The 16,265-nt window shown below is 75.4% G+C and carries 14 protein-coding genes; 5 read left to right on the top strand and 9 right to left on the bottom strand.

Annotation, left to right across the window (positions count from 1 at the left end; translation table 11 throughout):
- Window positions 1–121 precede the first annotated feature (121 nt).
- Complete coding sequence (locus tag ACFUK0_RS23390; RefSeq protein WP_380253237.1) at window positions 122–2,152, top strand: SpoIIE family protein phosphatase; 2,031 nt, start codon at window positions 122–124, stop codon at window positions 2,150–2,152.
- Window positions 2,153–2,218: 66 nt separating this feature from the next.
- Here ACFUK0_RS23390 and pip read toward each other — a convergent pair whose 3' ends face one another.
- The 4 genes from pip to ACFUK0_RS23370 all read right to left on the bottom strand — a co-directional run bounded on the left by pip (window position 2,219) and on the right by ACFUK0_RS23370 (window position 6,570).
- Window positions 2,219–3,199: a prolyl aminopeptidase gene (pip, locus tag ACFUK0_RS23385; RefSeq protein ID WP_380253235.1), complete on the bottom strand. Its 981-nt coding sequence runs from the start codon at window positions 3,197–3,199 to the stop codon at window positions 2,219–2,221.
- A gap of 153 nt (window positions 3,200–3,352) precedes the next feature.
- A complete protein-coding gene (locus tag ACFUK0_RS23380) occupies window positions 3,353–4,504 on the bottom strand; it encodes an AI-2E family transporter (protein WP_380253233.1) in 1,152 nt (383 codons plus the stop codon).
- 96 nt (window positions 4,505–4,600) lie between these two features.
- A complete protein-coding gene (locus ACFUK0_RS23375; RefSeq protein WP_380253231.1) occupies window positions 4,601–4,942 on the bottom strand; it encodes a hypothetical protein in 342 nt (113 codons plus the stop codon).
- A gap of 32 nt (window positions 4,943–4,974) precedes the next feature.
- Window positions 4,975–6,570, bottom strand: a complete 1,596-nt coding sequence (locus ACFUK0_RS23370) for a high frequency lysogenization protein HflD (protein WP_380253229.1) — start codon at window positions 6,568–6,570, stop codon at window positions 4,975–4,977.
- A 520-nt stretch (window positions 6,571–7,090) separates the two neighbouring features.
- On the opposite strand from ACFUK0_RS23370, the gene ACFUK0_RS23365 reads away from it, so the two are divergent.
- On the top strand, window positions 7,091–8,473 hold the full coding sequence (locus ACFUK0_RS23365) for a DUF4331 domain-containing protein (protein ID WP_380253227.1): 1,383 nt from the start codon (window positions 7,091–7,093) through the stop codon (window positions 8,471–8,473).
- Between the two features lie 9 nt (window positions 8,474–8,482).
- Window positions 8,483–9,907, top strand: coding sequence for a tetratricopeptide repeat protein (locus tag ACFUK0_RS23360; protein ID WP_380253225.1), 1,425 nt, complete (start codon window positions 8,483–8,485; stop codon window positions 9,905–9,907).
- Between the two features lie 9 nt (window positions 9,908–9,916).
- On the opposite strand, the gene ACFUK0_RS23355 is transcribed toward ACFUK0_RS23360, so the two are convergent.
- From ACFUK0_RS23355 to ACFUK0_RS23340, 4 genes are all read right to left on the bottom strand, one after another.
- On the bottom strand, window positions 9,917–10,741 hold the full coding sequence (locus tag ACFUK0_RS23355; RefSeq protein ID WP_380253223.1) for a hypothetical protein: 825 nt from the start codon (window positions 10,739–10,741) through the stop codon (window positions 9,917–9,919).
- 179 nt (window positions 10,742–10,920) lie between these two features.
- Window positions 10,921–12,045 carry a winged helix DNA-binding domain-containing protein gene (locus ACFUK0_RS23350; protein ID WP_380253221.1) on the bottom strand — a complete coding sequence of 375 codons (1,125 nt, stop codon included), beginning with the start codon at window positions 12,043–12,045 and terminating at the stop codon, window positions 10,921–10,923.
- Window positions 12,042–12,764 (bottom strand): glycerophosphodiester phosphodiesterase, encoded by a 723-nt coding sequence (locus ACFUK0_RS23345; RefSeq protein WP_380253219.1) that lies wholly within the window; start codon window positions 12,762–12,764, stop codon window positions 12,042–12,044. The genes ACFUK0_RS23350 and ACFUK0_RS23345 overlap by 4 nt, the downstream gene beginning before the upstream one ends.
- A gap of 51 nt (window positions 12,765–12,815) precedes the next feature.
- A complete protein-coding gene (locus tag ACFUK0_RS23340; RefSeq protein WP_380253217.1) occupies window positions 12,816–13,229 on the bottom strand; it encodes a molybdopterin-binding protein in 414 nt (137 codons plus the stop codon).
- Window positions 13,230–13,441: 212 nt separating this feature from the next.
- Here ACFUK0_RS23340 and ACFUK0_RS23335 point away from each other — a divergent pair, with 212 nt between their 5' ends.
- Entirely contained in the window at window positions 13,442–13,687 is a 246-nt protein-coding gene (locus ACFUK0_RS23335) for a hypothetical protein (RefSeq protein ID WP_380253215.1), read from the top strand.
- A 20-nt stretch (window positions 13,688–13,707) separates the two neighbouring features.
- Here ACFUK0_RS23335 and ACFUK0_RS23330 read toward each other — a convergent pair whose 3' ends face one another.
- On the bottom strand, window positions 13,708–14,904 hold the full coding sequence (locus tag ACFUK0_RS23330) for an ROK family transcriptional regulator (RefSeq protein WP_380253213.1): 1,197 nt from the start codon (window positions 14,902–14,904) through the stop codon (window positions 13,708–13,710).
- Between the two features lie 146 nt (window positions 14,905–15,050).
- On the opposite strand from ACFUK0_RS23330, the gene ACFUK0_RS23325 reads away from it, so the two are divergent.
- On the top strand, window positions 15,051–16,247 hold the full coding sequence (locus ACFUK0_RS23325) for an MFS transporter (RefSeq protein ID WP_380253211.1): 1,197 nt from the start codon (window positions 15,051–15,053) through the stop codon (window positions 16,245–16,247).
- Window positions 16,248–16,265 lie beyond the last annotated feature (18 nt).

Genomic DNA, 16,265 nt, shown 5'->3' with positions numbered 1-16,265 from the left:
CGCCGGGCGGCGGGTGCGGCACGCCCAGCCGGTACTGTGCGGATGAGCGGCCGCCGGTGATCATCGAGCGGCCCGGAGCAGCGCAGGCGGCTGGGCGCCGGCGCCGGAGGGGGCAACACGGGTGGGCGAGCCGCAGCTGACACCGGAGGTGTTCGACCGGGCCATCGTGGCGGTCGCGCTGACCGCCGGCCCGGATCACCGCCTGGTGTACCGCAACGAAGCGTTCGGCGACCTGTTCGGCCCGCGTACGCTGCACAGCCCCATCCGGGACGTCTTCACCGAGCCGGGCGTGGAGCGGCTGTTCACCCTGCTCGACCTCGTCCTCGCCGACGGCACGGCCCGGCAGGTCACCGCCCCGCGCACGGTGCAGGCCACCGGCGACGGGCGGCCCGACCACCGGCACTTCGTCTACAGCTGCGCCCCGGCCACCTCGCGCTTCGGCCCCGGCGTCCTGATCACCGCGATCGACACCACCGAGCAGGTGCACTCCGCCCAGCGGGCCGAGGAGCTCTCGACCGAGCGCCTGTACGCGCTGCAACGCTACGAGGCGCTGATCTCGGCGGTCTCCCAGCTGGTCTGGCTGACCCGCCCGGACGGTTCGATGGCCGAGCTGGTGCCCGGCTGGGAGGCGCTGACCGGGCACCCCTGGCGGGACACCATGGACGAGGGCTGGTTCGAGGTCATCCACCCGCTCGACCGCGACGGACTGGTGCAGCGCTGGGTGACGGCGGCGACCGGCGAGCCGTCGATGTTCGAGCACACCTTCCGGCTCCGGGCCGCGGCCGGGGGCTACCGGCACGTCGCGTCCCGGGCCGTGCCGATCGTCCGCGACGGCCGGCTGCTGGAGTGGATCGGCGCTACCGTCGACGTCGAGGACCAGTGGCGCAACCGCCTGCGCGAGCGCCTGCTCGCCCGGGCGGTCGCCGTCAGCGAGGCCACCCACCCCGAGGACGCCTTCGCCGCCGTGGTCAACCTCGTCGTCCCCGACCTCACCGACGCCTGCACCGTGTTCCTGCTGTCCGGCCACACCCCGCCGAACGGCGCGGGCGAGCTCACCGGCACCCGGATCGCGTCCACGGCCCGGGCGGGACTGCCGCCGCTGCCGCCGCTCGACCGGCAGACCTTCCGGCTCGGGCCGCAGGCCCGGCAGGCCGTCGCCGACCGTACGCCCGTGCTGCTGACCTTCCCGGCGGGCCGCGTGCCGGACGGCCTCGTCCCCGAGGAGTCCGCCCGCTGGCTGGACGAGGCCGGCGCCACCAGCCTCACCCTGCTTCCGGTCGTCATCGACGGCAGCGCCGTCGCGCTCGCCGCCGCGGCCGGCTGCGAGGGCAACCCGCCGCCCGGCCGCGCCGACATCGACCTGCTCCAGGAAGTCCTCCAGCACGCCCAGACCCCGCTGCGCCAGGCGCTGGAACTCCAGCGCACCCGCCACACGGCGCTCGTCCTCCAGCGTGCGCTGCTCACCGAGCCGCCGCGCGTGCCCGGTGCGGAGATCGCCGCCCGCTACCAGCCGAGCAGCCGCACCGCCGAGGTGGGCGGTGACTGGTACGACGCCTTCGTCCTGCCCGACGACTCGCTCGCGCTGACCATCGGTGACGTGGCCGGCCACGACCTCACCGCCGCCACCACGATGGGGCAGCTGCGCTCGATGCTGCGCGCCGTCGCCTACAACCGCACCCACCTGCACACCCCCGCCGACACGCTGGCCGGGCTGGACGCCGCCGCCGAGGGGCTCGGCGTGGCGTCCTTCGCCACCGCCGTGCACCTGCACCTGGCACGCGCCGGCGAGGGCTGGACGGCCGCCTGGTCCAACGCCGGGCATCCGCCGCCGCTGCTCGTCCCGGCGCGCGGCGAGCCCCGGCTGCTGGCCGCCCCCGACGCGGACGTGCCGCTCTGTGTCGCGCCCGGCGAGCCGCGCCGCACCCACCGCACCGCTCTCGGCCCCGGTGACACGCTGGTCCTCTACACGGACGGGCTGGTCGAGGTGCCGGGCGAGAACCTCGCTGCGGGCCTCGCCCGGCTGGCGGCCACGGCCGGCGGGGCCCGCGGCCTGCCGCTGGAGGAGTTCTGCGACCACCTGCTCGCCCAGGTCACCGACATCCGGGACGACATCGCCCTGATCGCGTTCCGCGCGGACGGCCTCGCCGCCTGAGCGGGTGCCGGCCGTCCCGGGCCGGGAAGCCGCTGAGGCCCGTACGGACGCCCTCGACGGCCCGGGTCAGCCGACGCTGCCCCCGCCGGCCGGCCGCGCGTAGCGCTCGATCGCCTCCAGCGCCGCCGCGCGCATGGCGGGGCTGCCGGTGTGGCCGGAGTCCCGGATGACCGTCAGTTCGGCGTCGGGCCAGGCCCTGGCCAGCTCCCAGGCCGTCCTGAGCGGGGCCGCCAGGTCGAGCCGCCCGTGGATCAGGACGCCGGGGATACCGGCCAGCCGGTCCGCCTCGCGGAGCAGCCGGCCGTCCTCGATCCAGGCGTCGTGGGCGAAGTAGTGCGCGGTGATCCGGGCGAACGCGACCAGGTCCGCCTCCGGACGGTCGCTGTACTGGCCGGGCTTGCCGAGGACTTCGTGCTCGATCACGGCGTCCTCCCAGGCGCACCAGTCCCGCGCCGCCGCCAGCCTGGTCGGCCCGTCCGGACTGTTCAGCCGGCGGCTGTACGCGGCGACCAGGTCGCCCTGGCGGTCCTCGGCGGGCAGCGCGTCCCGGAAGGCCTCCCACGGCCCCGGGAGCAGCCGGCCCGCCCCCCGGTAGAGCCAGTCGGTCTCCTCCGGCCGGGTCGTCGTGACGCCGACGATGACGATCTCGGAGACCCGCTCGGGGTACCGCTCGGCATAGGCGAGGATCAGGGTGGAGCCCCAGGAGCCGCCGTACAGCAGCCACCGGTCGATGCCGAGGTGCTCGCGCAGGCGCTCCATGTCGGCGATCAGGTGCTCGGTGGTGTTGTGCTCCAGGCCGGTCGCCGGGTCGGCGGCGTGCGGCAGGCTCCGCCCGCAGCCGCGCTGGTCGAACAGGACGACCCGGTAGAGCTCCGGGTCGAACAGGCGGCGGCTGCCCGGGTTGCGACCGGAGCCGGGGCCGCCGTGGACGACGAGCGCGGGCTTGCCCCCGGGGTTGCCGCAGGTCTCCCAGTACACCCGGTTGTCGTCGCCGACGTCGAGCAGGCCGTGGGCGTAGGGCTCGATCGGCGGGTGGGGCTGGAGCACGATGGCGGACCTCCGGGGCGGCTGGCGGGCGGCGACCCTGAGAGGCTACCCACGCGGTTGACGCGGCGTCAGCCGGGCCGGACGGTCACGGCGGTCGCGGCAGCCACGGTGGTCACTGCGGGCCCTGCGGTCACTGCGGTCCGGGGACGGCGGTCACGGTGCGGCCTCGGCGGCCACGGGCTTCCCGGTGCCGCGCAGCACCGAGATGATGCCGAGCCCGGCGGCGCAGACCGGCACCGCGAGCAGCGCGCCGATGACGCCGGCGACTCCCCCGCCGGCCACCACCACGACCATGATGGTGGCCGGGTGCAGCTGCACCGTCCTGCTCTGGATGAGCGGCTGGAGGACGTAGCCCTCGATCGCCTGGACGGCGAGCACGATGCCGAGCGCCCACAGCGCGGTGGCCACGCCGCCGTCGGCGAGTGCGACCAGGACCGCCACGGTGCCCGAGAGGAACGCGCCGACGTAGGGGATGTACGCGCCGATGAAGACCAGTGCGCCGAGCCCGGGGGCACCGGGGACCCCCAGGACGAGGAGCCCGATGGTGATGAAGACGGCGTCGATCATGGCGATCACCGTGGTTCCGCGCATGAAGCCCGCCATCGCGTCGAAGGCCTCCCGGCCGCAGGCGATGACGGTTTCGGCCGCGCGGCCGGGCAGGTAGGAGCGGACGCTGTCGGCGGTGCGGTCGCCGTCCCGCAGGAAGAAGAAGACCAGCGCGAGGGCGAGCACGCCGCCGGTGATGAGCTGGGTCGCCACGCCGAGGCCGGACAGCACGCCCCCGGCGAGCGAGCTCACCAGCGAACTGCCCTCGCCGGAGGCGTTCTGCAGCGAACTCTGGATCTTCTCGCCGGCCGGGCCGAGCCAGTCGGCCAGCTGGTTGCCGGCGTCCTTGAGCGAGGAGGCGATCTCCCCGGCGCTGTGCGCCAGGGAGTTGACCAGCAGGGCGAGCACCACCCCGGCCAGGGCGACGAGACCGACGCAGGTCAGTCCGGCCGCCGCGCCGCGCCCCATCCCGCGCCGGAGCAGCCAGGGCATCAGCGGGTGCAGCAGCGCGGTGCCGAGCAGCGCCAGGATCATCGGAATGGTGGCCGCCCGCAGTGCGACCAGGGCGTAGACGACCAGTCCGGCGACGGTGATGAAGAGGATGACCGCCGCCGACCACGCCGCGGCGGCCCGGACGGCCGGAGGCAGCACCTGGTCGGGCCTGCGCCGGTCCTCGGGCCGCGTGCCCGTCGCGGGCCCGTTCGCCACCGGTCCGCCCGCCGCCGGCTTGCCCGCCGGGGGTTCAGGCTCCGTCGACATTCCCACCTCCGCCGTTGCCCGCCGTCCGTTCAGCCCCATCTCAGCACATGTCAGATAGAATTTCCGATTTACTGACTTTGTGGCGTTTCTGTCCCTTCAGCGCGGCGGCACGTGGCTGGGATCACCGCCGAGCCTGCCGTAGAGACCGGTCCACTGCCGGTCGGTGGCCGTGGCCGGCCCGCCGTCGCAGAAGACCTTGGTGCCGTGGGCGGTGTAGAAGCGCATCATCTCCAGGACGGCTCTCGGATCGGACGCCTGACCACCCGTGTACCGGACTCCCGGGCTCTGCCTCTGGTGCGGCAGACAGGTCGGTGACGGGGTACCGGGCTGCGCGTCGAAGCTGCCGTCCGGCTCGCCACCGCACGCGGCCAGCAGGGGCAGGCAGAGCAGGACCGGACACAGCAGGGGCAGCAGGCGGGACGGCAGGGGCGGTGCCACGGATTCTCCAGGAGCTCGGCGGTCGGAGCGGTTCACAGGGTGGACGGCAGGCTGCGGAGCATGAGTCCCGTGCCCACCGTCAGGACGAGCAGGGCCGTCATCAGGGCCGTGTAGGGGGCGAGTCGGCGCAGCCGCCCGACGACGGGCCCCTCGGCCAGGCCGGCGAGGCGGTCGCCCAGGCGCACGAGCAGCAGGCCGACGGCGGTGAGGGTGGCGGCCATGCCCAGGCCGTAGGCCAGCACGAGGGCCGCGCCGAACAGTGTGCGGCCCAGGGCCACCGCGGCGAGCAGGACGACCAGGGCCGACGGGCTGGGGACCAGGCCCCCGGCGATGCCCAGTCCGATCAGCCCGCGCCGGCCCGGCCTCCCGCCTCCGTGCGGGTGGTGGTGATGGTGCCCGTGGTCGTGGTGGTCATGGTCGTGGTGGTCATGGTCGTGGTGGTCATGGTCGTGGTGGTCATGATCACGGTGCCCGTGGTCGTCCCCGGAGTGGTGGTGACGGTCGGCCGGCGCGGCAGCGGCGCCCGCGTGGACGAGTTCCCGCGCGGGCCGGCGCTCCGCGTGGTCCCCGGCACCGCCCCGGGCCCGGCCCGCCCGTGCCCGTCGCAGGGCCTCCCGCAGCAGTCCGGCCCCGACCAGGGCCACCAGGGCGCCGCTGAGCACCCCGAGCCAACCGAGCAGGACGTCGCCCGCCAGCGAGGAGAACGCGGTCAGGCAGAGGCCGGTCACGAGCACCCCGGCGGTGTGGGTGACCGTCACCGTGGCGCCGACCGTGACCGCGTCCCGGGTGCTGCCGCGCCGCCCCGCCAGGTACGCCGCCATCACGGTCTTGCCGTGTCCCGGGAGCAGGGCGTGCCCCGCCCCCAGCACGATCGAGAGCAGCACCGCGAGCAGCCCGAGCGGGACGGTGAGGTGCCGGGCGGCGCCGAGGGCGGTGAGGCGGGTGTCGAGCGCGGCGAGCCAGGCGGTGGGGCCCGAGCGGTGGGGCCCGGTGACCGTGCCCGGCGGGGCGGCCGCTGACCCGCCGGGCACGGCGTGGAACTCGGCCCGGGTGACACCGCTCGGGTCGTCCAGCAGATCGCGCGGGTAGTCGCGGAGCTCCTTGGACACCGACACCTCGGGGACGTCCGCGTGGTCGAGCCGCACGCCGTCGCCCCGCGCGGTGATCTCGTTCCAGCCCACCCGGCCGGGGTCGGTGCCGCTGGACACCCGCATCGTGGTTCCCGCCGGGGTGACGGCGACGGGGGCGTCGAGCCGGCATTCGAGCCGGCTGGTCCGCAGGCCCGCCGCACCGTCCTCGTAGCGGAACTCCGCGGAGCGCACCGTCCAGGAGGCGGGCCGGGCCGACGGACCGGTGGTGAGGGTGAGGTTCCGCGTGGTCTGCGCGCACCGGTCCGCCGCCCAGGCGGCGCGCTCGGCGTCGTCGACCGTGCCGTCCGCGTTCCGGTCGACCCGCGGCCGCTCCTGGAGGGTGGGGATCTCGGCGCTGTCGGTGACCGCGAGGACCTCGACCGCGGCGGGGCGGACGGTGAGACCGAGGTAGTGGTTGAGGGAGAAGTTCCCCAGCGGGTGGGCGTCCGCGACCGGTGCGGCCACGGCCAGCAGCCATACCGCGCCCGAGAGCGCCACACCTGTCGTTACGAAAACTCGTGGGAGCGCCACGCATTGCCTCCGAGCAAGGGGGGACGGCCGCCGCGCCTCCGTGGAGGGGCTGACCGGGAAGGGGGCACCGGGGTTGGTTCCCGCCGGGCAACCATTGCGGCCGGTAGGGCCGTTGTGCCACCACCACTCCGGCCCGGGGCGCAGCGTCACCCGCACGGGGTACCGGTGCCGGATGTGAGTTCTACAGGCCGCAGGCGCCGGTCGGGAGCCCGCCCCGGGCACGTGGAGTGGCGTTTATCGAGCCGGCCGGGTGACAGGCCTGGACCACGCGGGTGAGGACGGCCGTCCACACCCCTGTCGCCGCCGAACAGTCCGTGAAGTCCGGTCCACAGTGCCGAATGCGGCTGCCCAGCCGGATCCCTCCGCGGCCCTCCCGGCCCGGGGCGGATGCTGCCCGTCAGGAAGCGAGAACCCCCACCCCATGAATGTCACGCGCCGACCCGCCCGGTCGAGTTCCCCCGCCCGTGCCGCGGCGGCCCTGACCGCGATGAGCCTTTCGCTGGCCGGCACCGCGCTGCTCGGCACCGGAGCCGGCGTCAGCAGCGCCTCCAGCCACCGCGAGGCACCGCTGATCGCCGCCGACCCGCAGGTCGACAACACCGACGTGTACGCCTTCACCAGCCCGGACAACCAGGACACCGTCACCCTGGTCGCCAACTGGCTGCCGTTCCAGGAGCCCAACGGCGGGCCCAACTTCTACCCCTGGGCCGACGGCGCCCACTACGACATCAACATCGACTCGCAGGGCACCGGCAAGCCGGACGTGACGTACCGCTGGACCTTCCACACCGAGGACCAGCGCGGCACCAGCACCTTCCTCTACAACAACGGCGTGGTGAACAACCTCACCGACCCGACGCTGCTCTTCCGCCAGTACTACACGCTCCAGGAGCTGCGCCGGGGCTGCGACCCGGTCACCCTGGTCGAGCACGGCACCGCCGCGCCCTCCGACACCGGCCGGGCCTCGATGCCGAACTACGGGCAGCTGCGCAGCCAGGCGACCGTCCAACTGCCCGGCGGCGGGCAGACCGTGGCCACCCAGGCCGCCGACCCGTTCTTCCTCGACCTGCGCGTCTTCGACCTGCTCTACGGCGGGAACCTCTCCGAGGTCGGCCAGAACACCCTGGCCGGGTACAACGTCAACACGCTGTCCATCCAGGTGCCCAAGAGCGCGCTCGCGTACAAGGGCGACCCGAGCCGCAACCCGGTCATCGGGGTGTGGAGCAGCACCGAGAAGCAGACGCTGAAGCTCAGCCCCGGCAAGGCCGAGCCGACCGGCAAGTACGTGCAGGTGTCGCGGCTCGGCAACCCGCTGGTCAACGAGGTCGTGCTGCCGGCCGGCCTCAAGGACGCCTTCAACTCGCTGCCGCCGTCGGAGGACCACAACCAGCCCGCGGTGGTCGCCAAGGTGCTGAACCCGGAGGTGCCGCAGCTGATCCAGGCCATCTACGGCCTGCCTGCGCCGGCCACCCCGCGCACCGACCTCCAGGAGATCTTCCTGACCGGTATCGCGAAGGCCACCGGCGGCCCCTACCAGGTGGACCTGAACTCGCAGCTGCTGAACCAGGACATCAACCCGAAGAGGTTCGTCCCCGCCGAGGAGCTGCGACTGAACATGTCCACCCCGGTGAGCCCCGCCCCCAACCGGCTCGGCGTCCTCGCCGGCGACTTCCAGGGCTTCCCGAACGGGCGCCGCCTGACCGACGACGTCGTCGACATCGCCCTGCAGGTGATGGAGGGCGCCACCCCGGGCAACCTGATCGGCGCGCTCGCCGCCGGCGACAAGGTCAACGCCGCCGACAAGCCGTTCGGAGCCGCCTTCCCGTACGTCGCACTGCCCTACGACAAGGCCGTCAACCAGCCCAACTAGGCACCGGCCGTGAGCGGGTGGGCGGTGGAGCACCGCCCGCCCGCACCACCGCCCGCCCGCACCCCCACCGCCCGCCCGCACCACGGCCCGCCCGCCGTACGACCCGAAAGGCCTGCTGTGCGACGCCTGCCCCTCCTGCTCACCACGGCCGTGCTGTGCGGCGGCCTCACCGTGCTCGGCGCGACCGGCCGCGGCGGAGCCCCCGGCGCCGCCTCCGCCGGCGGCCCGCGTCACGACACCGGTGCCCCGGTCGCCGCCGGCTCCCTCCCCCGGGCCGTCGCCGCCGACCAGCAGCGGCTGCGCGCCCTGCCCGGGGACGCCGCCGGCTGGGCCCGGCTCGGCGGGGAGTACGTCGAGCAGGCCCGGCTCACCGCCGACCCGTCCTACTACCCGAAGGCGGAGGAGGCGCTGCGGCGTTCGATGACGCTGACGCCGGACGGCAACGTGGAAGCCCTGACCGGTCTCGGTGCGCTCGCCAACGCGCGCCATCTGTTCGCCGAGGCCCGCGACTTCGCCGGGCAGGCGATCGCGGTGTCCCCGGCGCACTGGGCCGCGTACGCCGTGCTCGCCGACGCCCGCACCCAGCTCGGCGACGACACCGGCGCCACCGAGGCCGTGCAGGACCTGCTGGACCGCCGCCCCGGCACGGCCTCGTTCACCCGGGCCGCCTACGACCTGGAGCAGCACGGCCGCACCGACGACGCCCGCCTGGCGCTCCAACAGGCGCTCGCGGGTGCCTACGACCCCGCCGACCAGGCCTTCTGCCAGTACCAGATCGCCGAACTCGACCGCACCGGCGGCCGCACCCGCGACGCGCTCGCCGGCTACCGGCAGGCCCTCGCAACGGATGCCGGCTACACCCCGGCCCTGGCCGGCCGGGCCCGGGCGGAGGCCGCCCTCGGTGACACCGACGCGGCGGTGCGCGACTACACCGAGGCCGTCGCGAGAGTCCCGCTCCCCCAGTACCTGCTGGAACTGGGCGAGCTCCAGGAGTCCCTGGGCCGCCCCGGGGAGGCCCGGCAGCAGTACCTCCTGTTGGAGGCCGAACAGCGTCTCGCGGAGGCCAACGGTGTCGTCGACGACCTGGCCACGGGCCAGTACCAGGCCGACCACGGCGATCCCGCCACCGCCGTCCGTCTGCTGCGCGGCGAGTGGGAACGCCGGCAGAACGCCCTGGTCGCCGACGCCCTGGCCTGGGCGCTGCACCGCCAGGGAGCCGACGGCGAGGCACTGGAACTGGCGGATCGGGCCCAGCGCGGCGGCTGGCGCAACGCCCAGTTCGCCTTCCACCGCGGCGAGATCGAACTCGCTCTCGGCCGCACCGCGGCGGCCCGCGGCCACCTCACCGAGGCGCTCGCCATCGACCCGTACTTCAGCCCGCTGTGGGCGCCCCGGGCGCGCGCCGCACTGGCGGCGCTCCCGGCGTCGCCCTGACGGCCGGCGTCACCGCCGGCACACGAACGACTGGAGCACGTCGACCTCGTCGAAGCCGCAGTCGTAGAGGACCGTACGGGTGGTGGAGACGCCGGCCGCGAGGTTGTCGACGCAGCAGATCACGTCGCGTGCGCCGCGGGCCGCCAGGCCGGCGAGCGTCTCGTCCAGGCAGCACCGGGCGAGGTAGGGGTCGCCGTCGTGCCGGCCGAGGTCCTCGGCGTCGATCCACCAGGTGGCGCCGTCGGCGTCCGCCGGTCCGGCCCCCGTGGAACAGCGGCCGGCGGGCTCGGGCCGCACGGGGGGCGGCACTGCCCCCGTCACGCCATGGCCGGGCAACTGCCGGTGCAGGTAGAGCCACTGGCCGTCGGTGCGGAATCCCGCCGCCTCCAGGGCCGCGCGGGTGACGGCCCGGTCGTGGACGGGCAGCCCGGGCAGGCCCGGCGGCAGCGGCGAGGCCCCGGCGAAGGCGTACACCGTGCACCGGGGGGCGTGGTCCAGGACGAGGCGGACGAGCGCGTCGGCGACCGCCCGGTCCTCCAGCGCGTGCAGCCACCGGATCGACGCTCCGGTGCCGTCGGGCTCCCGGCTGAAGCGGACGGCGCCCAGCAGCTGCCCGGAGCCGTCGTGGACGACCTCCGTCCGCTCCACCGCCGCCGCTCCGCGCCCGCCCGGCCGCCGGGCCGGGCCGGCGGCGAGGGCCCGGTGCAGCGCCTGCGGGGTGAGGGCCGGCTCGCCGGGCAGGCGGTCGGCCGAGATCAGGACCAGCAGGGCCGCCAGGTCGGCGGCGGTGCCCGGACGCGTCCACAGGTGGCGCCACAGGTGAGGCATCGTCACCGGTTCCCGTGCTCCTTTCGCTCACGCGTCCCGAGGGCGGCGACAGGCAGCGGAGGCATCCACGTCCCGTGGCGGAGCAGCGTCGTGGCACGCTCCTCGGCGGACGCTCTGTCGTTGGCCACAACGGCCATTCGGAGCGGTCACCGGCCCGGATGGGTGGCGGTCGTGTCCGCCGGGGGCTACCGCGCGTCCGGCGCCTCGATCAGGACGTCGCCGTCATCGCCGGCGAACGCCAGCAGCCGCCCGGCCTCCGCCTCGGCGGCCGCCCTGTCCTGACGGGCCAGTGAGGCGAAGGGCCGTACCAGGACGAGCCTGCGGCCGGCCGGGCCGGTGGTCAGCTCCCAGCTGCCCGCGACGAGTCCGTCCACCAGCAGGGTCCCGGGGATGAGGCCGTTCACCGTCATGACCCGGGAGCGGTACTCCTCGGGCAGGATCCGGCTGCGGTCGGCGTGCGAGAGCAGCAGGTTGTCGAACGGGGCGAGCAGCCGGACGGGTGCGGGGGCCCCGGCGCCGGGGCGCGGGGCGTCCGGCAGGTCGTACAGCACCTTGCCCCGTTCGTCGCGGAAGGTCGCCAACTGCGGGGCCAGCCCGGCCAGCACCGGGGCGATCCTGGTCAGCCCGCACCACTTCTGCACGTCGGCGGCGGTGGCCGGGCCGAAGGCGGCGAGGTACCGGAGCACCGTGCCGGCGAGGGCCGGGGCGGGGTCGAGGGAGCGCCCGAGCCAGTGCTCGGCGGTGGTGTGCGCGGCCGGGCCGCCGCGGTCCCAGATCCCGCGCGGCGGTACCTGGACGAGGGGCAGCCGGCAGCGGAGGGCCTGCGCCATCGCGGCCTGGTCCCGGCCGGGGCGGCTCTCGCCGAGGAGGGTGCCGAGCTGCTGGAAGGTCCGCGGCTGCTCCTCGACCAGCGCGCGGCCCTCCCGGGTGAGCGCGTCGAGGTCGAGGCCGGTCAGGCGTTTGCCGTAGCCGGTGCGCAGCGCCCGGTCGAGCACGGGTTGCAGCAGCGGGCGCAGGGTCAGGCAGTCGTCGGCGGTGACCAGGTGGATGGTGCCGCGCTGGAGGGCGATCCGGACGACCTCGCGGCGCTCGATCAGCTCGGTGAGCTGCCCGTGGGCGAAGCCGTCCAGGCGGGACCAGAGCCCGAGGTAGGGCGGCTGCGGGGCGGCCTGCGCCTGGAGGCCGAGCAGGTGGCCGATCATCGCGGCGGGCGGCATCGCGGAGCGTTCCAGCAGGTGCTGGCGGGCCAGCAGGGCGCGGCCGAGCTCCCGGGTGCCCAGCACGGCGGGGCCGGGTGTCCGGCCGGTCACCGGCCGCTGTCCAGGACGGCCCGCAGGACGGTGATCCGGTTGCTGGTGATCGAGTCGACGCCGACCCGGCGCAGCCGGCGCATGGTGCGGCGCAGGTCGGCGGTCCAGGTGCTGACGGCGAGGCCCTGCTCGTGGGCGGCGGCGACGAACTCGGGGCCGGCCAGGCCGAACGGCGGGTTGACGTAGCGCGGGCGCAGGTCGGCCAGCAGGGCCCGATCGGGCAGCTGTGGCTGCTTCCAGGTGAGGGCGATCTCGGCGTCGGGTGCCAGCGCCCGGACGGCGAGCATCGCGGTGGCGGGCCCGCAGTAGGCGACCTGCCGCTCGGCGCCGAGGCCGGTGACGGCGGCGAGCGCGGCGGCGGCCGGGCCCGCGTCGTCCAGGTCGATCAGCAGTTTGGCGGCCGGGGCCGCGGCGACCGCCTTGAGGGCGGCGGCGAGGGTCGGCACGCCGTCGTCCGCCGGGCCGACGGCGTCGAGCTGGTCGAGGGTGACGGTGCGCAGCGGGCGCGGGTCGCCCCAGAGCCGTTCCAGGGTGGCGTCGTGCAGCAGGACCGGCACGCCGTCCCGGGTCAGCCGGACGTCCACCTCGACGGCGTCGGCGCCGGCCGCGAGGGCGGAGCCGACCGAGCGCAGGGTGTTCTCCCGGTACCGGTACGGGTCGCCCCGGTGCGCGACGGCCAGCACAGGGCGGCGGGCGGCGGGCTGGGACTGCTGGGGCATGACTGCTGCGACCTCTTTCTCGGCGGTGGGGTGCTGGGGCCGGGCGGTCCGTCAGGCGCGTTCGATCATCACGTTGGTGGACTTGATCACGGCCGTCGCGGCGGCCCCGGGCACCAGTCGGAGCTCCTCGGCCGACTCCCGGCTGATCAGCGACACCACCCGGAACGGGCCGGCCTGGATCTCGACCTGCGCGGCGACGTCCCCCAGGACGACGTTGGTCACGATGCCGGGGAAGCGGTTGCGGGCGGAGGACGGGCGTCCCTCGGCCTCGGCGCTCTCACTGCGGGCCAGTTCGCGTGCGAAGGCCGCCAGTTCGGCGCCGGGGATGATCCGGTGGCCGTGCTCGTCGCGTTCGGCGGCGACCCGGCCGGCGTCGACCCAGCGGCGCATGGTGTCGGCGCTGACGCCGAGCATCGCCGCGGCCTCGCCGATGCGGTACGGGTTGACCGGCGCGGGCAGGCCCATGGTGCGACTCCTGGCGGTGGTTCGGTGATCCCCTGTCGCGGCCATCCTGCCGTACCGCGTGGGCCGGGGGCGAAGCGGACCGCCGGGTCTCCGGCGCCGACCGGTAGGCCGGATAACGGATGTTCAGCCGTATTTCCGGCGTAAACTGCCCGAATCGGGCAGCAGCTGCCCGTGGCGCGGACCGGCCCCGACCGACGGAAGGACTCCAGGCGATGACCCAGGCGGCAGAACGGGTGCCGTTCGCGTTCGTCTCCGACGCGCGGCCGCACGAGCGGTACGCGAGCAACGTCGCCCCGCCCCGGCCCGGCCGGGTGCCGCTGCGGACGGTGTGCGGCCGGATCGCCGTCGGGGTGCTGCTGGTGACCGGCCTGGTCGCCGCCGTGGTGGTGGGCACGCCCGCCCTGTCGGTGCCCGAAGCGCCCGACGCGCGGTCCGCGCCGGTCGGCGGCGCGCGCTGAGGCACCGGGCCACGGCCCGTTCACGGCCCGCCGAAGACCTCCCGGCGCACCGCGTCGCAGGCGGTGAGCACGGCGCCGTCGAGCACGGCGTGCCCGCCGACCTCCCCGGCCCGTACTTCGGTGCGCAGCGGGATCAGCCGGGCCAGCCGGCGCCCGACCCGGTCGGCGAGTTCGGCGCCGCCGGCGCGGCCGACCTCGCCGCCGAGGACGACGCAGCCCGGGTCCAGCACCACGCTCATGGCGGCGGCGCCGATGGCGACCCGCTCGGCGTAGGCGTCCAGGAAGGCGTCGCCGGCCGGGCCCGCCGCGAGCGCCGCGGTGACGACGGCCTCGGCGGCGGGTGCGTCGCCCGCCGCGTCGGCGGGCAGCCCGTGGCTGCGGGCGAGGTCGCAGAGGCTGCCGCTGCCGGCGAGGGCGTGGAAACCGCCCTCGCAGCCGGTCGCGGTGGGCAGCCCGCCGGTGCCGGGGACGGGCAGGAAGCCGATCTCGCCGGTGCCGCCGGAGGCCCCCCGCCGGACCTTGCCGTCCAGCACGACGCAGGCGCCGACCCCGTGGCCGAGCCAGATCAGTACGAAGGTGTCGCGGTCGCGGGCGGCGCCGATCCGGTGTTCGGAGACCCCCGCGAGGTTGACCTCGTTCTCCAGGATCAGCGCGGTGCCGGGGAGTTCGCGCAGCAGGGCGAGGAGTTCGGTGTGCCAGCCGGGGAGGCCGCCGATGTTGCTGAGGCGGCCGGTGGCCGGGTCGACCAGGCCGGGGACGCCGACGGCGACGGTGTGCAGGTGCTCGACACCGGCCCGCCGGGCGGTGTCGAGCAGGGTCCGGACGGTGCGCGCGGCGAGGCCGGCCGTGCCGCCGGGGCCGGCCGGGTCGGCGGCGGCGATCTCGGCGGTGGCGAGGGTGCGGCCGGCCAGGTCGGCGATGACCAGGCTGATGCCGACCGAGCGGACGTCGATGGCGGCGATGTGGGCGCGGGAGGCGACCAGGGCGTACAGCCGGGCGTTGGGGCCGCGGCGCTGCTCGCCGCGCTCGCCGGACTGGACGACCAGGCCACTGCGCTGCAGCCGCTCCAGCAGGTCGGAGACGGTGGGCCGGGACAAGCCGGTGAGTTCGCGCAGCTCGGTCGCGGTGAGCGGGCCCTGATCGAGCAGCAGGTTGAGTGCCAGCCGGTCGTTGATGGCCCGGGCGGTGCTCGGCGTGGCCGTTCGCGCGGTTGTCATGAGGCTGCATCCTTCCAGAACGTCCGGGTCCGGGTATTTCTATCAGGGTCCCTTCCTGATAATTTATCGGATCGGGAGCCCGACTGGGCACCCCCGTCCACGGACGGCACTGTCGCGCGGGTCGCGCGACCCGGAGGAAGCGTCGGATGCCCGAGATCATGAAGGACCCCCGAAGGGCCAGAGTGGCGATCGCCCTGGTCTTCGCCGTGCACGGAGCGGTCGCCGGCACCTTCGCCACCCGCATCCCCTGGATCCGCCAGCACCTGGACCTCAGCCCCGGCCAGCTCGGCCTGGCCCTGGTGATGCCGGCCCTCGGGTCGTCGCTCGCCATGCCGCTGGCCGGCCGGTTCGTCCACCGCTACGGCGGCCGCGCCGCCGTCCGCGTGCTGATCACGCTCTGGTGCCTCGCGCTGACGCTGCCCGTGCTGGCGCCGTCACTGGTCGCCCTCTGCCTCGCCCTGCTGGTCTTCGGCGCCACCGCCGGCACGGCGGACGTGGCGATGAACGCCCAGGGCGTGGAGATCGAACGGCTCCTCGGCCGCTCGATCATGTCCGGTCTGCACGGCATGTGGAGCGCGGGCGGCCTGGTCGCCTCCGCCTTCGGCGTCCTGGCCGTCCACCAGGAGTTCGACCCCCGGCTCCAGCTGGCCGTCACCTCGCTGGTCCTGGTCCTCGCCACGCAACTGATCGCCTCCCGGCTGCCGGACTTCCGGGCCGGCGCCGAGGAGGAGGCGCCGCCGCGCTTCGCCCTGCCGCCGCGCAGTGCGCTGGCGATCGGCCTGGTCGGCTTCTGCGCGGTGTTCGCCGAGGGCGCCTCGATGGACTGGAGCGGTGTCTACCTGAAGGACGTCACCGGCGCCTCGGCCGGCGTCGCCGCCGCCGCGTACACCGCCTTCGCGCTCACCATGACCGTCAGCCGGCTCGCCGGGGACGCGGTGATCAGCCGGCTCGGACCGGTTCCGGCGGCCCGGATCAGCGGGGTGATCGCCACCGTCGGCGGCGTCCTGGTGATCATCGCCGACACCCCGTACCTGGCCATCCCCGGCTTCGCGCTGATCGGGATCGGCATCGCCGTCGTCGTACCGCTCGCCTTCGCGGCGGCCGGGCGCACCGGCGGCAACCCCAGCCAGGCCATCGCCGGTGTCGCGACCGTCACCTACACCTCGGGCCTGGTCGCCCCGGCCATCATCGGCGTGGTCGCCCAGGCCACCTCGCTGACCGTCTCGTTCGCCCTGGTCACCGCACTGACCGCGGCCCTGGTGCTGAGCGCCGGCGCCCTGCGCCAGGCCCCGGCGGCCGGGCCCGCCGAGCCGGCCGCCGTCCCCGCCGACGCCAAGCGCTGACCGCCTTAACCGCCCGCC

The sequence above is a fragment of the Kitasatospora sp. NPDC057223 genome (assembly GCF_042669755.1).
Taxonomy (GTDB): domain Bacteria; phylum Actinomycetota; class Actinomycetes; order Streptomycetales; family Streptomycetaceae; genus Kitasatospora.
This window is presented reverse-complemented; position numbering and strand designations above follow the sequence as displayed.

Coding starts and splice junctions, on each gene's coding strand:
- ACFUK0_RS23380 (WP_380253233.1), bottom strand. CDS start 4,504: ATGTCGACGGAGCCTGAACCCCCGGCGGGCAAGCCGGCGGCGGGCGGA.
- ACFUK0_RS23365 (WP_380253227.1), top strand. CDS start 7,091: ATGAGCCTTTCGCTGGCCGGCACCGCGCTGCTCGGCACCGGAGCCGGC.
- ACFUK0_RS23345 (WP_380253219.1), bottom strand. CDS start 12,764: ATGCCCCAGCAGTCCCAGCCCGCCGCCCGCCGCCCTGTGCTGGCCGTC.
- ACFUK0_RS23340 (WP_380253217.1), bottom strand. CDS start 13,229: ATGGGCCTGCCCGCGCCGGTCAACCCGTACCGCATCGGCGAGGCCGCG.
- ACFUK0_RS23335 (WP_380253215.1), top strand. CDS start 13,442: ATGACCCAGGCGGCAGAACGGGTGCCGTTCGCGTTCGTCTCCGACGCG.
- ACFUK0_RS23330 (WP_380253213.1), bottom strand. CDS start 14,904: ATGACAACCGCGCGAACGGCCACGCCGAGCACCGCCCGGGCCATCAAC.
- ACFUK0_RS23325 (WP_380253211.1), top strand. CDS start 15,051: ATGCCCGAGATCATGAAGGACCCCCGAAGGGCCAGAGTGGCGATCGCC.